Here is a 16,263-nt window from a genome sequence, read left to right on the forward strand (position 1 = left end):
CCTAAACCGGTTGGGCCGGGCCCAGGCGGGCGGTGACAATGCATCCCATGGGACATGTCGAGGCCGCGCATCTGGAGTACTACCTTCCCGACGGGAGGGTCCTGCTCGGGGACGCCTCCTTCCGGGTCGGGGAGGGGGCCGTCGTCGCCCTCGTCGGGGCCAACGGCGCCGGCAAGACCACACTGCTCCGGATGATCGCCGGAGAGCTCCAGCCGCACGGCGGCACGGTCACGGTCAGCGGCGGGCTCGGCGTGATGCCGCAGTTCGTCGGCTCCGTACGGGACGAGTCCACCGTCCGTGACCTGCTGGTCTCCGTTGCCCAGCCCCGGATCCGGGAGGCCGCGAAGGCCGTCGACGCGGCCGAGCACCTGATCATGACCGTCGACGACGAGGCCGCGCAGATGAAGTACGCGCAGGCCCTCAGCGACTGGGCCGAGGTGCAGGGGTACGAGGCCGAGACCCTCTGGGACATCTGCACCATGGCCGCGCTCGGCGTCCCGTACGAGAAGGCGCAGTTCCGCGAGGTGCGGACGCTCTCCGGCGGCGAGCAGAAGCGGCTCGTCCTGGAGTCGCTGCTGCGCGGGCCCGACGAGGTGCTGCTCCTCGACGAGCCGGACAACTACCTCGACGTGCCCGGCAAGCGGTGGCTGGAGGAGCGGCTGCGGGAGACCCGCAAGACCGTGCTCTTCATCTCCCACGACCGGGAGCTGCTCTCCCGGGGCGCGCAGAAGATCATCGCGGTCGAGCCCGGCCCGGCCGGCTCGGACGTCTGGGTGCACGGCGGCGGCTTCGACACCTTCCACGAGGCCCGGCGGGAGCGGTTCGCCCGCTTCGAGGAGCTGAAGCGGCGCTGGGACGAGAAGCACGCGCAGCTGAAGAAGCTGGTCGTCAACCTGCGGCAGGCGGCCGCGGTCAGCCACGAGATGGCCTCCCGTTACGCGGCGGCGCAGACGCGCCTGAAGAAGTTCGAGGAGGCGGGTCCGCCGCCGGAGCCGCCGCGCGAGCAGGACATCCGCATGCGGCTGCGCGGCGGGCGGACCGGTGTGCGGGCCGTGACCTGCGAGAACCTTGAGCTGACCGGTCTGATGAAGCCGTTCTCGCTCGAGATCTTCTACGGGGAGCGGGTCGCCGTCCTCGGCTCGAACGGGTCCGGGAAGTCGCACTTCCTGCGGCTGCTCGCGGGGGATCCGACGGTCGCCCACACGGGTGCGTGGAAGCTCGGCGCGCGGGTCGTGCCGGGGCACTTCGCGCAGACCCACGCCCACCCCGAGCTGGCCGGGCGGCCGCTCGTCGACATCCTGTGGACCGAGCACGCCAAGGACCGGGGCGCGGCGATGTCGGTGCTGCGGCGGTACGAGCTGGAGCGGCAGGGGGACCAGCCGTTCGACAAGCTGTCGGGCGGGCAGCAGGCGCGGTTCCAGATCCTGCTCCTGGAGCTGGCCGGTACCACCGCGCTGCTGCTCGACGAGCCCACGGACAACCTGGACCTGGAGTCGGCGGAGGCGCTGCAGGACGGCCTCGAGTCGTACGACGGGACGGTTCTCGCGGTGACGCACGACCGGTGGTTCGCGAAGAGCTTCGACCGGTTCCTGGTCTTCGGGTCGGACGGGGTCGTACGGGAGACGAGCGAGCCCGTGTGGGACGAGCGGAGGGTCGAGCGGGCGCGGTGACCCGGGGCGGGGGCGGTGCGGTCGGCGCGTTTTGACCCGTCCGGGGTGGCGCGGGTACTGTTGCGGTTTGTTATGCGTATTGGCTTCGCCGTTCTCACGCGAGGGGCCCTTACGCAAGTTCCCTGGAGCAGTTACCAGTGGCTCGCATACGGGCGGTGTCCCGGCAGTGCAGGCCCCAGCTGCATGATCGCTTCAGGTGTGTCTGGACTCCATCCACTGAAGAAGCGAAGGCTACGAAGTGCGTACGTACAGCCCCAAGCCCGGCGATGTCACTCGCCAGTGGCACATCATCGACGCGCAGGACATCGTCCTGGGCCGTCTGGCGACCACGGCTGCGAACCTCCTGCGAGGCAAGCACAAGCCGGTCTACGCCCCCCACATGGACATGGGCGACTTCGTCATCATCATCAACGCTGACAAGGTCCACCTGTCCGGCAACAAGAAGACCCAGAAGATGGCCTACCGCCACTCTGGCTTCCCGGGTGGTCTGCGCTCCGTCCGTTACGACGAGCTGCTCGACAAGAACCCCGAGAAGGCCGTCGAGAAGGCCATCAAGGGCATGATCCCCAAGAACTCCCTGGGCCGTCAGATGCTCTCGAAGCTGAAGGTCTACGCGGGCGAGAACCACCCGCACGCTGCCCAGCAGCCGGTTCCGTTCGAGATCACCCAGGTCGCGCAGTAATTCCGGCCACACCCCCTAAGAACGAAAGAAATCTGAGGAGCATCGTGGCCGAGACCACCCCTGAGACCCCCGTCGACGAGTTCGAGGGCGTCGAGGAGTACACCACCGAGACCGAGCTCGTCGAGGGTGAGTACACCTCCGAGTCGCTCGCGTCCCGCTTCGGCGACCCGCAGCCGGCCGCCGGCCTGGGCCGTCGCAAGAACGCCATCGCCCGCGTCCGGATCGTTCCGGGCACCGGCAAGTGGAAGATCAACGGGCGTACGCTCGAGGACTACTTCCCGAACAAGGTCCACCAGCAGGAAGTCAACGAGCCCTTCAAGGTGCTCGAGCTCGACAACCGCTACGACATCATCGCCCGCATCGCGGGTGGCGGTGTCTCCGGCCAGGCCGGCGCCCTCCGCCTCGGCGTGGCCCGTGCGCTGAACGAGGCGGACGTCGAGAACAACCGCCCGGCGCTGAAGAAGGCCGGCTTCCTCTCCCGTGACGACCGTGCGGTCGAGCGGAAGAAGGCCGGTCTCAAGAAGGCCCGCAAGGCTCCGCAGTACAGCAAGCGCTAATCACGCCTGCTCGCTGCTTTCGTACGCCCCGGCGGCACTGCCCGTGCCGTCGGGGCGTACGTTTTTTCATAACCTCTTTCTCTTTCGCTTGGGCACGTATTTTCGGAGGACAGCTGTGGGACGACTCTTCGGCACGGACGGCGTACGCGGTGTCGCCAACGCGGACCTGACGGCGGAACTGGCGCTCGGCCTGTCCGTCGCGGCCGCGCACGTGCTCGCCGAGGCGGGCACGTTCGAGGGCCACCGGCCCACCGCCGTGGTCGGACGGGACCCGCGCGCCTCCGGAGAGTTCCTCGAAGCGGCCGTCGTGGCCGGCCTCGCCAGCGCCGGCGTCGACGTGCTGCGCGTCGGCGTCCTGCCCACCCCGGCCGTCGCCCACCTCACCGGCGTCCTCGGCGCCGACCTCGGCGTGATGCTCTCCGCCAGCCACAACGCCATGCCCGACAACGGCATCAAGTTCTTCGCCCGCGGCGGCCACAAGCTCGCCGACGAGCTCGAGGACAAGATCGAGGCCGTGTACGAGGAGCACCGCACCGGCGCCCCCTGGGAGCGCCCGACCGGTGCCGGCGTCGGCCGCGTCCGCGACTTCGGCGAGGGCTTCGAGACGTACGTCGCCCACCTGATGTCCGTACTCCCCAACCGTCTCGACGGGCTGAAGATCGTCCTCGACGAGGCCCACGGCGCCGCCGCCCGCGTCTCGCCCGAGGCCTTCTCCCGGGCCGGCGCCCAGGTCGTCACCATCGGCGCCGAGCCGGACGGCCTCAACATCAACGACGGCTGCGGCTCCACCCACCTCGACCTGCTGAAGGCCGCCGTCGTCGAGCACGGCGCCGACCTGGGCATCGCCCACGACGGCGACGCCGACCGCTGCCTCGCCGTGGACGCCTCCGGCAACGAGGTCGACGGCGACCAGATCCTCGCCGTGCTCGCCCTCGCCATGCGCGAGGTCGGCACCCTGCGCGGCGACACCGTCGTCGCGACCGTCATGTCCAACCTGGGCTTCAAGCTCGCCATGGAGCGCGAGGGCCTGAACCTCGTCCAGACCGCGGTCGGCGACCGCTACGTCCTGGAGTCCATGAAGGACAACGGCTACGCCCTCGGCGGCGAGCAGTCCGGTCACGTCATCGTGCTCGACCACGCCACCACCGGCGACGGCACCCTCACCGGCCTGATGCTGGCCGCCCGCGTCGCCGCCACCGGCAAGTCGCTCGCGGACCTCGCCGGCGTCATGGAGCGGCTCCCGCAGATCCTCATCAACGTCAAGGACGTCGACAAGTCCCGGGTGAACACCTCCGGTGAGCTCGCCGCCGCCGTCGCCGACGCCGAGCGCGAGCTCGGCTCCACCGGCCGCGTCCTGCTGCGCCCCTCCGGCACCGAGCCGCTGGTCCGCGTCATGGTCGAGGCCGCCGACATCGAGCAGGCCCGCGCGGTCGCGCAGCGCCTCGCGGACGTCGTGAAGTCCGCGCTGGGCTAGCCTTTCCGAGGCATCGTCATGCACGTGCGTGAGGGCCCGCCGCGCCGGATCTCCGGTGCGGCGGGCCCTTTCGTACGCGGTGCCCCGGCCCGCGTCAGCCCCTGCGCAGCCGGCGCTTGAGGCGCCCGCGCTGGGTCCGCCACAGCCGCTGCTGCAGGGCCAGGGTCGCCGTACCCGCCAGCATGATCCCCAGCAGGTTGAGCAGCAGCTGTCCGATCGACCCCCCCATCTGCGCAAACTCGCCGTAGCTGAGCGCCACCGCCGCGTTCGCCGCCGCCGGGACCGTGGTCACCGAGATCGCCACCCCCACCAGGGCGCCCGACTTGGACGACGTCAGGGAGAGGGTGCCGGCCGCGCCCGCCAGCAGCGCCACCACGAACGAGAACGGGTCCGGCTGCCAGATGAAGCTGGTCTGCGGACGTTCCGCGTCCAGCATCGAGGCGCTGAACAGGCCCAGCCAGTCCATGAGCAGGCTGAACAGGGTCGTCGCCATGATCGCCGTCAGGAAGCCGATGAGCAGCGCCGTCAGCGAGCGGGCCGCCAGCCTCGGCGCCCGTTGCACGATCGCCGTGCACACCCCGGCGAGCGGGCCGAACTCCGGGCCGACCGCCATGGCGCCCACGATCAGGATCGTGTTGTCCAGGACGACGCCGCAGGCCGCGATCATCGTCGCGAGCCCCATGAACGAGAGATAGGTGAAGGAGAGCGTCGACTCCTCGTGGGTCGCCTCCGCCAGCTGCTCCCAGATCACGGCGTCCGCGCCCTCGCCGGGCGCCTCCTCCTCGGCCGTGTCCGCCCGCGTGGACATCGACAGGTCGATGTTCTCCACCGCGATCGACCCGTCCCGGTCGATCTCCATGTTCCGCAGCCCGTGCAGCAGTTCGTCGGCCGACTCGCGCGCCATGTCGCACAGGACCAGGTCACCGACGGGCTCCCTGGCCACGCCGGGCAGCACCACCAGGTGCGTGGTGCCGACCGTCGACTCGATCAGCTCGACCGCGGCCGCGGTGCGGTCCGCCGGGACGATCATCCGCAGATGCAGCATGGGCCGAGCTTACGGACATCAGAGCTTGCGGAGGCTCAGCCTCTGCACCTTGTGGTCCGGGCCCTTGCGGACGACGAGGGTCGCCCGGCCGCGGGTCGGGGCCACGTTCTCCAGGAGGTTCACCTTGTTGATGGTCCGCCACATCGTGCGGGCGTAGTCGAAGGCCTCCTCCTCGGAGACCTGCGTCCAGCGCCGGAAGTACGAGGACGGGTCCTGGAACGCGGTGTCGCGCAGCTTGCGGAAGCGGTTGAGGTACCAGCGCTCGATGTCCTCGGGCCGGGCGTCCACGTACACCGAGAAGTCGAAGTAGTCGGCGAGACCGACGCGGGTGCGGCCGTCCTTGCCGGGCAGCGCCGGCTGGAGGACGTTCAGGCCCTCCACGATGAGGATGTCCGGGCGGCGCACCACGAGCCGTTCGCCGGGCACCCGGTCGTAGATCAGGTGCGAGTAGACCGGGGCCGTGACCTCCTCCTTGCCCGCCTTGACGTCCGCGACGAAACGGGTCAGGGCCCGGCGGTCGTACGACTCGGGGAAACCCTTCCGGGACATCAGGCCGCGCGCCTTCAGCTCCTCCATCGGGTAGAGGAAGGCGTCCGTGGTCACCAGCTCCACGCGCGGGTGCTCCGGCCAGCGGGCGAGCAGCGCCTGCAGGAGGCGGGAGACCGTCGACTTGCCGACGGCCACCGAACCGGCGACCCCTATGACGAAGGGGGTGCCGCGCTGCTCGGCGCTCTCGCCGAGGAAGGTGTTCAGCGCGCCGCGGAGACCGCTGGTGGCCTGCACGTACAGGTTGAGCAGCCGGGAGAGCGGGAGGTAGACGTCCCGGACCTCGTCGAGGTCGATGACGTCCCCGAGACCGCGGAGCCGCTCGACCTCTTCGGCGGTGAGGGGGAGCGGCGTCTTGTCGCGCAGGGCGCTCCACTCGGCCCGGGTGAGGTCGACGTACGGGGTCGCCTCGGACGGGCGGCGGTTCCCGTTCCCGTTCCGGGGGCTGCCGGGGGCGGCGGCCTCTCCGGTCCCGTTCCGGGAGGTCGTCCCGTGTCCGGCGGCCTCTCCGGGTCCGGCGCCGTTGCCGGGGGCTCCGTCGGCGGGGCCGTCCCCGTCGGGGCTTCGTGGCGGCGAAGTGATCACGTTGTCATTGTCCCGGGTCGGTGGGGGGTGTGGGGGGTGGGGTGGGTCACGCGGCCCCGCGGTTGACGTGTCCCGCGCCGACTCCGGTCCGGGTCCGGCCGGTGGGGCGGGTTCCGCCGTAGTCTGCCGTCATGTGCGGAATCGTGGGATACGTCGGCGGTCAGTCGGCGCTTGATGTGGTGGTCGCGGGCCTCAAGCGGCTCGAATACCGGGGCTACGACTCGGCCGGTGTCGCGGTGCTCGCGGACGGGGGGCTCGCCGCGGCCAAGAAGGCGGGCAAGCTCGTCAACCTGGAGAAGGAGCTCGTCGACCGGCCGCTGCCCGGCGGCTCCGTCGGCATCGGACACACCCGCTGGGCCACCCACGGCGGGCCCACCGACGCCAACGCGCACCCGCACCTGGACAACGCCGGGCGCGTCGCCGTCGTGCACAACGGCATCATCGAGAACTTCGCCTGCCTGCGGGAGGAGCTCGCCGAGCGCGGCCACACGCTGCTCTCCGAGACCGACACCGAGGTCGTCGCCCACCTCCTCGCCGAGGAGTTCTCCTCCGCCGGGGACCTCGCCGAGGCCATGAGGCTCGTCTGCCGCCGGCTCGACGGCGCCTTCACCCTCGTCGCCGTCCACGCCGACCAGCCCGACGTCGTCGTCGGCGCCCGCCGGAACTCGCCGCTCGTCGTCGGCGTGGGGGAGGGGGAGAACTTCCTCGCCTCCGACGTGTCCGCCTTCATCGCGCACACCCGCTCCGCGATCGAGCTCGGGCAGGACCAGGTCGTCGAGCTGACCAGGGACGGCGTCACCGTCACCGACTTCGACGGGGTGCCCGCCGACGTACGGGCCTACCACGTCGACTGGGACGCCTCCGCCGCCGAGAAGGGCGGCTACGCCTCCTTCATGCTCAAGGAGATCGCCGAGCAGCCGAAGGCCGTCGCCGACACCCTCCTCGGGCGGATCGACGCCTCCGGGCGGCTCACCCTCGACGAGGTCCGCATCCCCGACGCCGTGCTCCGCGAGGCCGACAAGGTCGTCGTCATCGCGTGCGGCACCGCCTTCCACGCCGGGCTCATCGCCAAGTACGCCATCGAGCACTGGACCCGGATCCCCTGCGAGGTCGAGCTCGCCAGCGAGTTCCGCTACCGCGATCCCATCCTCAACCGGCGCACCCTGGTCATCGCGATCTCCCAGTCCGGCGAGACCATGGACACGCTGATGGCGCTGCGGCACGCGCGCGAGCAGGGCGCGAAGGTGCTCGCGGTGTGCAACACGAACGGTTCGACGATCCCGAGGGAGTCGGACGCGGTTCTCTACACGCACGCCGGGCCCGAGGTCGCCGTCGCCTCCACGAAGGCCTTCCTCACGCAGTTGGTGGCCTGCTACCTGCTCGCGCTGTACCTCGGCCAGGTGCGCGGCACCAAGTGGGGCGACGAGATCCACGCCGTCGTCCGCGACCTCGCCCGGATCGGCGACGAGGTCGAGCGCGTCCTGGAGACCATGGAGCCGGTGCGGGCCCTCGCCCGGTCGCTCGCCGACCGGAACACCGTGCTGTTCCTCGGGCGGCACGTCGGCTACCCGGTGGCCCTGGAGGGCGCGCTGAAGCTGAAGGAACTGGCGTACATGCACGCCGAGGGCTTCGCGGCCGGCGAGCTCAAGCACGGGCCGATCGCGCTCATCGAGGAGGGCCTGCCGGTCGTCGTGGTCGTGCCCTCGCCGCGCGGACGCTCCGTCCTCCACGACAAGATCGTCTCCAACATCCAGGAGATCCGGGCGCGGGGCGCCAGGACGATCGTCATCGCCGAGGAGGGCGACGAGGCCGTCGTCCCGTACGCCGACCACCTCGTCCGCATCCCCGCCACGCCTACGCTGCTCCAGCCGCTGGTCGCCACGGTGCCGCTCCAGGTCTTCGCCTGCGAGCTCGCCACCGCGCGGGGCAACGAGGTCGACCAGCCGCGCAACCTGGCCAAATCCGTGACCGTGGAGTGAGTGGGAAATGATCATTGGGGTGGGGATCGACGTGGCCGAGATCGACCGGTTCGCCGCGTCGATCGAGCGCACACCGGGGCTGCTCCAGCGCCTCTTCGTCGAACGGGAGCTGCTCCTCCCGAGCGGCGAACGGCGCGGGCCCGCCTCGCTCGCCGTGCGCTTCGCCGCGAAGGAGGCGGTGGCGAAGGCCCTCGGCGCGCCCGGCGGGCTGCACTGGACCGACGCCGAGGTGTACGTCGAGGGCAGCGGCCAGCCGCGGCTGAGGGTCCGGGGGACGGTGGCGGCACGGGCGGCCGAACTGGGCGTCAAGCACTGGCACGTCTCTCTGAGCCATGACGCGGGGGTGGCGTCGGCGGTGGTGATCGCGGAGGGCTGAGCGACAGGCCTGCGGCGCCCGTTGCGGGCCCGCGCCCGGCTGGGCGTCGCCCCGCGCCCGTGTGGGCAATCGTCCCGCAGGGCGGGACGGGTGGGCACACGGGACGGCGCCCCCGGCCGGGCCTAGGCTTCCGCGCCTGGACCCGCACCACCGCCGCGGCGCGCTCCCGGTGCGGGTTCAGGCGCGGGGAGCTCGGGCGCCGCTATGGGCGCCGTTCCGTTGTGCCCACCCGTTCCGCCCCAGCGGAACGATTGCCCACAACGGCGGGCGCTGGCCCACAACGGCGGGGCGCGCCGGGGCGGTGGGGGCGGCAGACTGCTTGCCATGCGTACCGCTTATCGCGTGGAGACCGTACGGGCCGCCGAGGCCGACCTCATGGCCCGCCTTCCCGACGGCGCCCTCATGCAGCGGGCCGCCGCCGGCCTCGCCGCCGCCTGCTGCTCCCTGCTCGGGAAGGGACGGGTGTACGGCGCCCGGGTCGTCCTGCTCGTCGGCAGCGGCGACAACGGCGGCGACGCCCTGTACGCCGGGGCCCGGCTCGCCCGGCGCGGGGCGGGGGTGTCGGCCGTCCTGCTCGGGGAGCGCGCGCACGAGGGCGGGCTCGCCGCGCTGCAAGCCGCCGGCGGACGGGTCGCCGACGAACCGTTCGGGCCCCTCGCCGGCGCCGACCTCGTCCTCGACGGCATCACCGGCATCGGAGGACGCGGCGGCCTCCGGCCCGACGCCGTGCCCGTCGCCCGCGCCGCCCGCGGCTCCGACGCCGTCGTCGTCGCCGTCGACCTGCCGAGCGGCGTCGACGCCGACACCGGGGAGGTCCACGGGGAGGCCCTGCGGGCCGACGCGACGATCACCTTCGGGGCGTACAAGCCGGGGCTCCTCGTCGACCCGGCCCGGGAGTACGCGGGGGCGCTGCGGTTCGTCGACATCGGGCTCGGGCCCCTGCTCCCCGGCGTGCCGGACCTGGAGGCCCTCCAGCACGACGACCTGGCGTGGCTGCTGCCCGTGCCGGGCGCCGAGAGCGACAAGTACCGGCGCGGGGTCGTCGGCGTCGTCGCCGGGTCCACCCGCTACCCCGGCGCCGCCGTCCTCGCCGTCGCGGGCGCGCTGCGCGGCGGGGCGGGGGCCGTGCGGTACGTCGGGCCCGCCGGGGACGCCGTGCTCGCCGCGCACCCCGAGACCCTCGTCCACTCCGGGCGGCCCGAGAAGGCCGGGCGGGTCCAGGCCTGGGTCGTCGGGCCCGGCCTCGGCGAGGGGCCCGGGGCCGGGGTCGCGGTCGGCGAGGTCCTCGCCACCGACGTCCCCGTCCTCGTCGACGCCGACGGGCTCCGGGGCCTCGCCCCCGACGCCGTCCGGGGGCGGGGCGCCCCGACCCTGCTCACCCCGCACGCCGGCGAGGCGGCGGCGCTGCTCGGCGTCGCGCGGGAGGAGGTCGAGGCGGGGCGGCTCGCGGCGGTCCGCGAACTGGCGGGTCGCTTCGGGGCGACCGTGCTGTTGAAGGGCTCGACGACGCTCGTGTGCGGGGCGGGCGGGGGCGGTCCCGTACGGGTCAACCCGACCGGGACGTCCTGGCTGGCGACGGCGGGCAGCGGCGACGTCCTCTCCGGCCTCGCCGGCTCGCTCCTCGCGGCGGGCCTCCCGGCCCTGGACGCGGCCTCGTGCGCGGCCTATCTGCACGGGCTCGCCGCGCGGCGGGCGTCGGAGGGGGGTGCGCCGGTGACGGCGACGGAGGTGGCGGGGGCCCTGCGGGGGGCGTGGCGGGACGTGACGGCGGGCGGCGCGTAGGGCCGTCGCCGTACAGGCCTCGCCCGACCCCCACTTGGTCCTCGTCCCACCCCCACTCGGACCTCGTCCCGACCCCCACTCGGGTGAACCCCGTTCGCCCAGCCGTGGGTTCCGGCGCGCTCGTCCGGCGGAGGGCGGATTGGGTGGGTGGGGTGACCAGTTGGAGAAGTCGTACCGCGCCCCTGTTGTTCGTTCTCGCCGCCTCCCTCGCGTTCGGGCCCGTCGCCCTCGCCGCCGAACCCGACCCCCTCGTCCCCGGGGTCGTCGGGGGCGGGCAGGCCGAGTATCCGATGGACACCCCCGATCAGGTGCTGCCGCCGTTGCACGAGGAGGAGGACGAGGGCATCCCCGTGCCCGAGCCCGAGCAGGACGCCGACGGGCTCGTCGAGTACCTGCCGCGCAGTGCCGTCGGGGCCGTCGGTGCCGCCTGCACCGCCGGGGCGAGCATCCATCAGCGGCGGGTCGAGCGGCTGCTCGGGCTGCCCGTCGACGGGAAGCAGTCCGGCGCCGACTGCCGTGCCATCCGCGCCTTCCAGGTGAAGGAGAAGATCAAGCCGGCCGTCGGCTACGCCGGGCCCGCCACCTGGGCCCGCGCCGAGCTGCTCGCCGCCCGGAAGAGCCTCGACCCCGGTCGGCGCTGCCCCGTGAAGACGTACGCCGTCGCCTGCGTCGACCTCGACCGTCAGCTCATGTGGGTACGAAAGGGGAGCAAGGTGACGTATCCGGTCGTCAACGTGCGGACCGGGCGCCCCGGTTACGCCACCCGTACCGGCTGGCACACCGTCTACTGGCGCCACAAGGACCACTGGTCGTCCATCTACGACACCCCCATGCCGTACTCCCAGTTCTTCAGCGGTGGCCAGGCCTTCCACGCCGTGTACGGGCAGCTCGCCACGCCCGGCGGCAGCCGCGGCTGCGTCAATCTGAGCTACGCCGACGCGCGGAAACTCTGGGGCGTCCTCCGCAAGGGTGACCGGGTCTACATCTGGGGAAAGCGGCCCGGCAGCTGACACCTGAGAGACTGGGCGCGATGACTGAGACACCTCCGCCCCCCAGGGCCCGCGCCGAGATCGACCTCGGCGCGCTGCGTGCGAACGTCCGCACGCTGCGCGCCCGCGTCGCCCCCCACGTCCGGATCATGGCCGTGGTCAAGGCCGACGCGTACGGACACGGCGCCCTGCGCTGCGCCCGCGCCGCCCTGGAAGCGGGCGCGGACTGGCTCGGCACGGCCACCCCGCACGAGGCGCTCGCCCTGCGGGCCGCCGGGATCACGGACGTTCCCGTCATGTGCTGGCTCTGGACCCCCGGCGACCCCTGGGACCAGGGCGTCGAGGCCGGGCTCGACATGTCCGTGAGCGGGATGTGGGCCCTGGACGCGGTCGTGGAGGCCGCGAAGGCCGTCGGGAAGACCGCTCGTATCCAGCTCAAGGCCGACACCGGGCTCGGACGCAACGGCTGCCAGCCCGCCGACTGGCCCGAGCTCGTCGAGGCCGCCCTGAAGGCCGAGGTCGACGGGCTCGTCAAGGTGACCGGCCTCTGGTCGCACTTCGCCTGCGCCGACGAGCCGCACCATCCGTCCATCGCCGCCCAGCTCGACGTCTTCCGCTCGATGCTGGACCACGCCGAGCAGGCGGGCGTACGCCCCGAGGTCCGGCACATCGCCAACTCGCCGGCCACCCTCACCCTGCCCGAGGCCCACTTCGACCTGGTCCGGCCCGGCATCGCGATGTACGGCGTCTCGCCTAGCCCCGAGCTCGGCACCTCCGCCGAGCTCGGGCTGCGGCCCGTCATGTCGCTCAAGGCGAGCGTCGCGCTGGTGAAGCACGTTCCCGGCGGGCACGGCGTGAGCTACGGCCACCACTACGTCACCGAGGGCGAGACCACGCTCGGGCTCGTCCCGGTCGGGTACGCCGACGGGATCCCCCGGCACGCCTCCGGACGCGGGCCCGTCCTCGTCGACGGCCGCGTCCGTACCGTCGCCGGGCGCGTCGCCATGGACCAGTTCGTCGTCGACCTCGGCGGGGACACCCCCGAGCCCGGCACCGAGGCCGTGCTCTTCGGCCCCGGCGACCGGGGCGAGCCGACGGCCGAGGACTGGGCGGTGGCCGCCGACACCATCGCGTACGAGATCGTCACCCGGATCGGCGCGCGCGTCCCGCGCGTCTACCTGGGGGAGTAGCCCGCCATGGCGGAGTCGAGCGGCAGCAGCTGGAGGCGTGCCGGGTTCGCCGGTGCCGCGATAGGCGTCCTCGCCGCCGGTGCGGCCGCCGGGGTCGCCGTCGAGCGGCTCACCGTCGGCCGTTCCGTACGGCAGAAGGCGCGGCTCGCCCTGGACGCCACCGGTCCGTACGGCGATCTGCGCGGCACCCCCGGCCGGGTCGTCGCCGACGACGGGACCGTCCTCCACTACGAGGTGGACGAGGTCGAGGCGGATGCCCCGGCCGCCCGCAGGCGCCGGCTCTTCGGGCGCCGGGAGCCCGCTCCCGTCACCGTCGTCTTCAGCCACGGCTACTGCCTCAACCAGGACTCCTGGCACTTCCAGCGGGCCGCCCTGCGCGGTCTCGTCCGCACCGTCCACTGGGACCAGCGCAGCCACGGCCGCTCCGGGCACGGGGTCTCCCAGGCCGGGCCCGACGGGGCGCCCGTCTCCATCGACCTCCTCGGCCGCGACCTCAAGGCCGTCCTCGACGCGGCCGCGCCCGAGGGCCCGCTCGTCCTCGTCGGGCACTCCATGGGCGGCATGACGGTGATGGCGCTCGCCGAGCAGTACCCCGAGCTGATCCGCGACCGGGTCGTCGGCGTCGCCCTCGTCGGCACCTCGGCGGGGAAGCTCGGGGAGGTGACGTACGGGCTGCCGCTCGCCGGCGTCAACGCCGTCCGGCGGGTCCTGCCGGGCGTCCTGCGGGCCCTCGGCTCCCAGGCGGAGCTGGTCGAGCGCGGGCGCCGGGCCACCGCCGACCTCTTCGCCGGTCTCATCAAGAAGTACTCGTTCGCCTCGAAGGACGTGGACCCGGCGGTCGCCCGCTTCGCCGAGCGGATGATCGAGTCGACCCCGATCGACGTGGTCGCCGCCTTCTACCCGGCCTTCGCCGAGCACGACAAGGCCGCCGCCCTCGCCGCCTTCGGCGAGCTGCCGGTGCTCGCGCTCGCCGGGGACAACGACCTGGTCACCCCCAGCTCGCACACCGAGGCCATCGCCGCCCTGCTGCCGGACGCGGAGCTGGTGATCGTCCCGGACGCGGGACACCTGGTGATGCTGGAGCACCCGGAGGCGGTCACCGACCGGCTGGCCGACCTGCTTGCCCGGGCCGGTGCCGTCCCGGCCGGGGAGAGCTTCCGTACGCGCTAGGTTTGCTCGTATGGAAGCAGCACATCCGCCCGTCTCCGGCGCCACCCTCTCCGTCGAGTCCCCGCAGCAGATGCAGGAGCTCGGCCGCCGGCTCGCGAAGATCCTCCGGCCCGGCGACCTCGTCATGCTCACCGGTGAGCTCGGCGCAGGGAAGACCACCCTGACCCGCGGCCTCGGCGAGGGGCTCGGCGTGCGGGGGGCCGTCACCTCCCCGACCTTCGTCATCGCCCGCGTCCACCCGTCCCTCGTCGGCGGCCCGGCCCTGGTCCACGTCGACGCGTACCGGCTCGGCGGCGGTCTCGACGAGATGGAGGACCTCGACCTGGACGTCTCGCTGCCCGAGTCCGTGGTGGTCGTCGAGTGGGGCGACGGCAAGGTCGAGGAGCTGACCGACGACCGGCTGCACCTGCTCATCCACCGGGTGACCGGCGACACCGACGACGACCGGCGCACGGTCGTGCTGCGCGGGATCGGCACGCGCTGGGCCGACGAGGACCTGGCCGCCTTCTGACGTAGGTTCCGACAACGTGTCGGGAAGATGTTGCGTGGGTCCTACGAGGCGTGGTCACATGGATGCACGAGCTGGTTAGGTGCACCTAACCTACGGGAGGCATGCATGGCGACGCCCGAACGCGCGGAACCCGGCCGGGACCACGTCTCGATGAGTGAGCTGCTCGCGTCCTGCGCGGCTGCCCGGGCCCTCTCGACCCCGCCGCCGGAGCCGTCCGAGCGGGCGGAAGAGGACGAAGCCGTACGGGACGAGGCGGCTTAGAAGCCGTACGGGACGTAGCGGCTTTCGACGCAGTGGCTCGGGGAACGCCGCTCAGGGAGCGACGTTCAGGGAGCGACGTTCAGGGAACGACGCTCGGGGAGCGACGTTCAGGGGACGACGACGACCTTCGCGCCGATCACCGCGAACGTCCACATCGCGTCCCCGTCGGCCCGCTTCATCCGGATGCCGCCCGTCTTCCGCGCCGGGTCCGGGGACGGCGTCGAGCCGTCGACCGCCGCGCTGAAGCCGATCGCCACGTCCTGGTTCGTCGCGAACCGCACCACGTGCTCGATCTGCACCCCGTCCGAGCCCTGCACCGAGCCCGAGCGCGAGGACACCTTGTACGCGCCCGCCACCGGGTCGACCGTGGACGGCCACACCCTGAACGTACGGGTCGCCTTGCCCTGCGCGTCCACGAGCCACACCCGGCGGTCGGACAGCGCGTACACGACCCGCTCCCCACTGCCCGAGTCCGCGGGGACGGCGAGGGGGTCCTTGGCCGGCTGCTTCGGGCCGCCGCTCGGCGAGACCGAGGGGGCCGCCGTGCCCGACGTCCGCGGCTTCACCGACAGATCGGCGGGGGCGTTCGCCGAGGCCTGGTAGGCGAGGAAGCAGACCGCGGCGACGGCCGCCGCCGTGAGCCCGGCCACGAATCCCGAGCTGCTCCGTGCCACCGTGCCCACCTTTCGTACGAACGTATCGAAGGGTGACGGTAGCAGCCGCCGGACCGAGGTTCGGGGCAGCGTGCCCGGGAGCCGTAGGCTGTTCGCGTGCTGTTGCTCGCCATGGATACCGCCACCCCCGCCGTCACCGTCGCCCTCCACGACGGCGAGGCCGTCGTCGCCTCGTCGAGCCAGGTCGACGCCCGCCGCCACGGGGAGCTGCTGCTGCCCGCCGTCGACCGGGTCCTCGCCGAGGCCGGACTGAAGCTCGACGCGGTCACCGGGATCGTCGTCGGCGTCGGCCCCGGCCCGTACACCGGGCTCCGGGTCGGCCTCGTCACGGCCGCGGCCTTCGCGTCCGCGCTCGGCGTGCCCGTGCACGGCCTGTGCACCCTCGACGGCCTCGCGTACGCCTCCGGGATCGACGAGCCCTTCGCCGTCGCGACGGACGCGCGCCGCAAGGAGGTCTACTGGGCGCGGTACGAGGACTCCCGTACGCGGGTGACCGACGCGTCCGTCGACCGGCCCGCCGACATCGCCGAGCAGCTCGCCGGGCTCCCGGTCGTCGGCGCGGGCGCCCTCCTCTACCCCGAGGCCTTCCCGGACGCCCGCGGGCCCGAGCACCAGTCGGCCGCCGCGCTCGCCGGGCTCGCCGCGGAGAAGCTCGCGGTCGGCGGGGACGGCTTCCTCGACCCGCTGCCGATGTACCTGCGCCGCCCCGACGCGCAGGTGCCGAAGAACTACAAGGTGGTCACCCCCAAGTGAGCGCCCAGGTGAGCACCGT

Annotated in this window: 16 protein-coding genes; 13 read left to right on the forward strand and 3 right to left on the reverse strand. The window is 72.9% G+C overall.

Annotated features, from left to right (window positions below; translation table 11 throughout):
• Positions 1–47: 47 nt before the first annotated feature.
• From SVTN_RS22985 to glmM, 4 genes are all read left to right on the forward strand, one after another.
• Positions 48–1,670 carry an ABC-F family ATP-binding cassette domain-containing protein gene (locus tag SVTN_RS22985; RefSeq protein WP_425428997.1) on the forward strand — a complete coding sequence of 541 codons (1,623 nt, stop codon included), beginning with the start codon at positions 48–50 and terminating at the stop codon, positions 1,668–1,670.
• Positions 1,671–1,908: 238 nt separating this feature from the next.
• Positions 1,909–2,352, forward strand: coding sequence for a 50S ribosomal protein L13 (rplM, locus tag SVTN_RS22990; protein WP_041130788.1), 444 nt, complete (start codon positions 1,909–1,911; stop codon positions 2,350–2,352).
• A gap of 44 nt (positions 2,353–2,396) precedes the next feature.
• Positions 2,397–2,909 carry a 30S ribosomal protein S9 gene (gene rpsI / locus SVTN_RS22995; protein WP_041130789.1) on the forward strand — a complete coding sequence of 171 codons (513 nt, stop codon included), beginning with the start codon at positions 2,397–2,399 and terminating at the stop codon, positions 2,907–2,909.
• Between the two features lie 115 nt (positions 2,910–3,024).
• Positions 3,025–4,383, forward strand: coding sequence for a phosphoglucosamine mutase (gene glmM, locus SVTN_RS23000; protein WP_041130790.1), 1,359 nt, complete (start codon positions 3,025–3,027; stop codon positions 4,381–4,383).
• 94 nt (positions 4,384–4,477) lie between these two features.
• On the opposite strand, the gene SVTN_RS23005 is transcribed toward glmM, so the two are convergent.
• The gene (locus SVTN_RS23005; protein WP_041130791.1) at positions 4,478–5,428 is read right to left on the reverse strand and encodes a DUF389 domain-containing protein; all 951 of its coding nucleotides are present in this window, start codon (positions 5,426–5,428) and stop codon (positions 4,478–4,480) included.
• Between the two features lie 18 nt (positions 5,429–5,446).
• Positions 5,447–6,559, reverse strand: coding sequence for a type I pantothenate kinase (gene coaA, locus SVTN_RS23010; RefSeq protein WP_245727612.1), 1,113 nt, complete (start codon positions 6,557–6,559; stop codon positions 5,447–5,449).
• A 131-nt stretch (positions 6,560–6,690) separates the two neighbouring features.
• Between coaA and glmS the strand changes: the two genes are divergently transcribed.
• The 8 genes from glmS to SVTN_RS44840 all read left to right on the forward strand — a co-directional run bounded on the left by glmS (position 6,691) and on the right by SVTN_RS44840 (position 14,817).
• A complete protein-coding gene (gene glmS / locus SVTN_RS23015) occupies positions 6,691–8,538 on the forward strand; it encodes a glutamine--fructose-6-phosphate transaminase (isomerizing) (RefSeq protein WP_041130792.1) in 1,848 nt (615 codons plus the stop codon).
• Positions 8,539–8,545: 7 nt separating this feature from the next.
• Positions 8,546–8,914 (forward strand): holo-ACP synthase, encoded by a 369-nt coding sequence (locus SVTN_RS23020; RefSeq protein WP_041130793.1) that lies wholly within the window; start codon positions 8,546–8,548, stop codon positions 8,912–8,914.
• Between the two features lie 324 nt (positions 8,915–9,238).
• Positions 9,239–10,696 carry a bifunctional ADP-dependent NAD(P)H-hydrate dehydratase/NAD(P)H-hydrate epimerase gene (locus SVTN_RS23025; protein ID WP_041130794.1) on the forward strand — a complete coding sequence of 486 codons (1,458 nt, stop codon included), beginning with the start codon at positions 9,239–9,241 and terminating at the stop codon, positions 10,694–10,696.
• Positions 10,697–10,881: 185 nt separating this feature from the next.
• The gene (locus SVTN_RS23030) at positions 10,882–11,706 is read left to right on the forward strand and encodes a L,D-transpeptidase (protein ID WP_041130795.1); all 825 of its coding nucleotides are present in this window, start codon (positions 10,882–10,884) and stop codon (positions 11,704–11,706) included.
• A 20-nt stretch (positions 11,707–11,726) separates the two neighbouring features.
• On the forward strand, positions 11,727–12,875 hold the full coding sequence (alr, locus tag SVTN_RS23035) for an alanine racemase (protein WP_041130796.1): 1,149 nt from the start codon (positions 11,727–11,729) through the stop codon (positions 12,873–12,875).
• Positions 12,876–12,881: 6 nt separating this feature from the next.
• Complete coding sequence (locus tag SVTN_RS23040) at positions 12,882–14,045, forward strand: alpha/beta fold hydrolase (RefSeq protein ID WP_041130797.1); 1,164 nt, start codon at positions 12,882–12,884, stop codon at positions 14,043–14,045.
• A 10-nt stretch (positions 14,046–14,055) separates the two neighbouring features.
• A complete protein-coding gene (gene tsaE / locus SVTN_RS23045; protein WP_041130798.1) occupies positions 14,056–14,556 on the forward strand; it encodes a tRNA (adenosine(37)-N6)-threonylcarbamoyltransferase complex ATPase subunit type 1 TsaE in 501 nt (166 codons plus the stop codon).
• Between the two features lie 105 nt (positions 14,557–14,661).
• On the forward strand, positions 14,662–14,817 hold the full coding sequence (locus tag SVTN_RS44840; protein WP_167352208.1) for a hypothetical protein: 156 nt from the start codon (positions 14,662–14,664) through the stop codon (positions 14,815–14,817).
• A 107-nt stretch (positions 14,818–14,924) separates the two neighbouring features.
• Here SVTN_RS44840 and SVTN_RS23050 read toward each other — a convergent pair whose 3' ends face one another.
• Positions 14,925–15,467 carry a hypothetical protein gene (locus SVTN_RS23050; RefSeq protein ID WP_041130799.1) on the reverse strand — a complete coding sequence of 181 codons (543 nt, stop codon included), beginning with the start codon at positions 15,465–15,467 and terminating at the stop codon, positions 14,925–14,927.
• Between the two features lie 135 nt (positions 15,468–15,602).
• Between SVTN_RS23050 and tsaB the strand changes: the two genes are divergently transcribed.
• Positions 15,603–16,244 (forward strand): tRNA (adenosine(37)-N6)-threonylcarbamoyltransferase complex dimerization subunit type 1 TsaB, encoded by a 642-nt coding sequence (gene tsaB / locus SVTN_RS23055; RefSeq protein WP_041130800.1) that lies wholly within the window; start codon positions 15,603–15,605, stop codon positions 16,242–16,244.
• Positions 16,245–16,263: the final 19 nt, after the last annotated feature.

This window comes from Streptomyces vietnamensis, from assembly GCF_000830005.1.
In the GTDB taxonomy this organism is placed as follows: domain Bacteria; phylum Actinomycetota; class Actinomycetes; order Streptomycetales; family Streptomycetaceae; genus Streptomyces; species Streptomyces vietnamensis.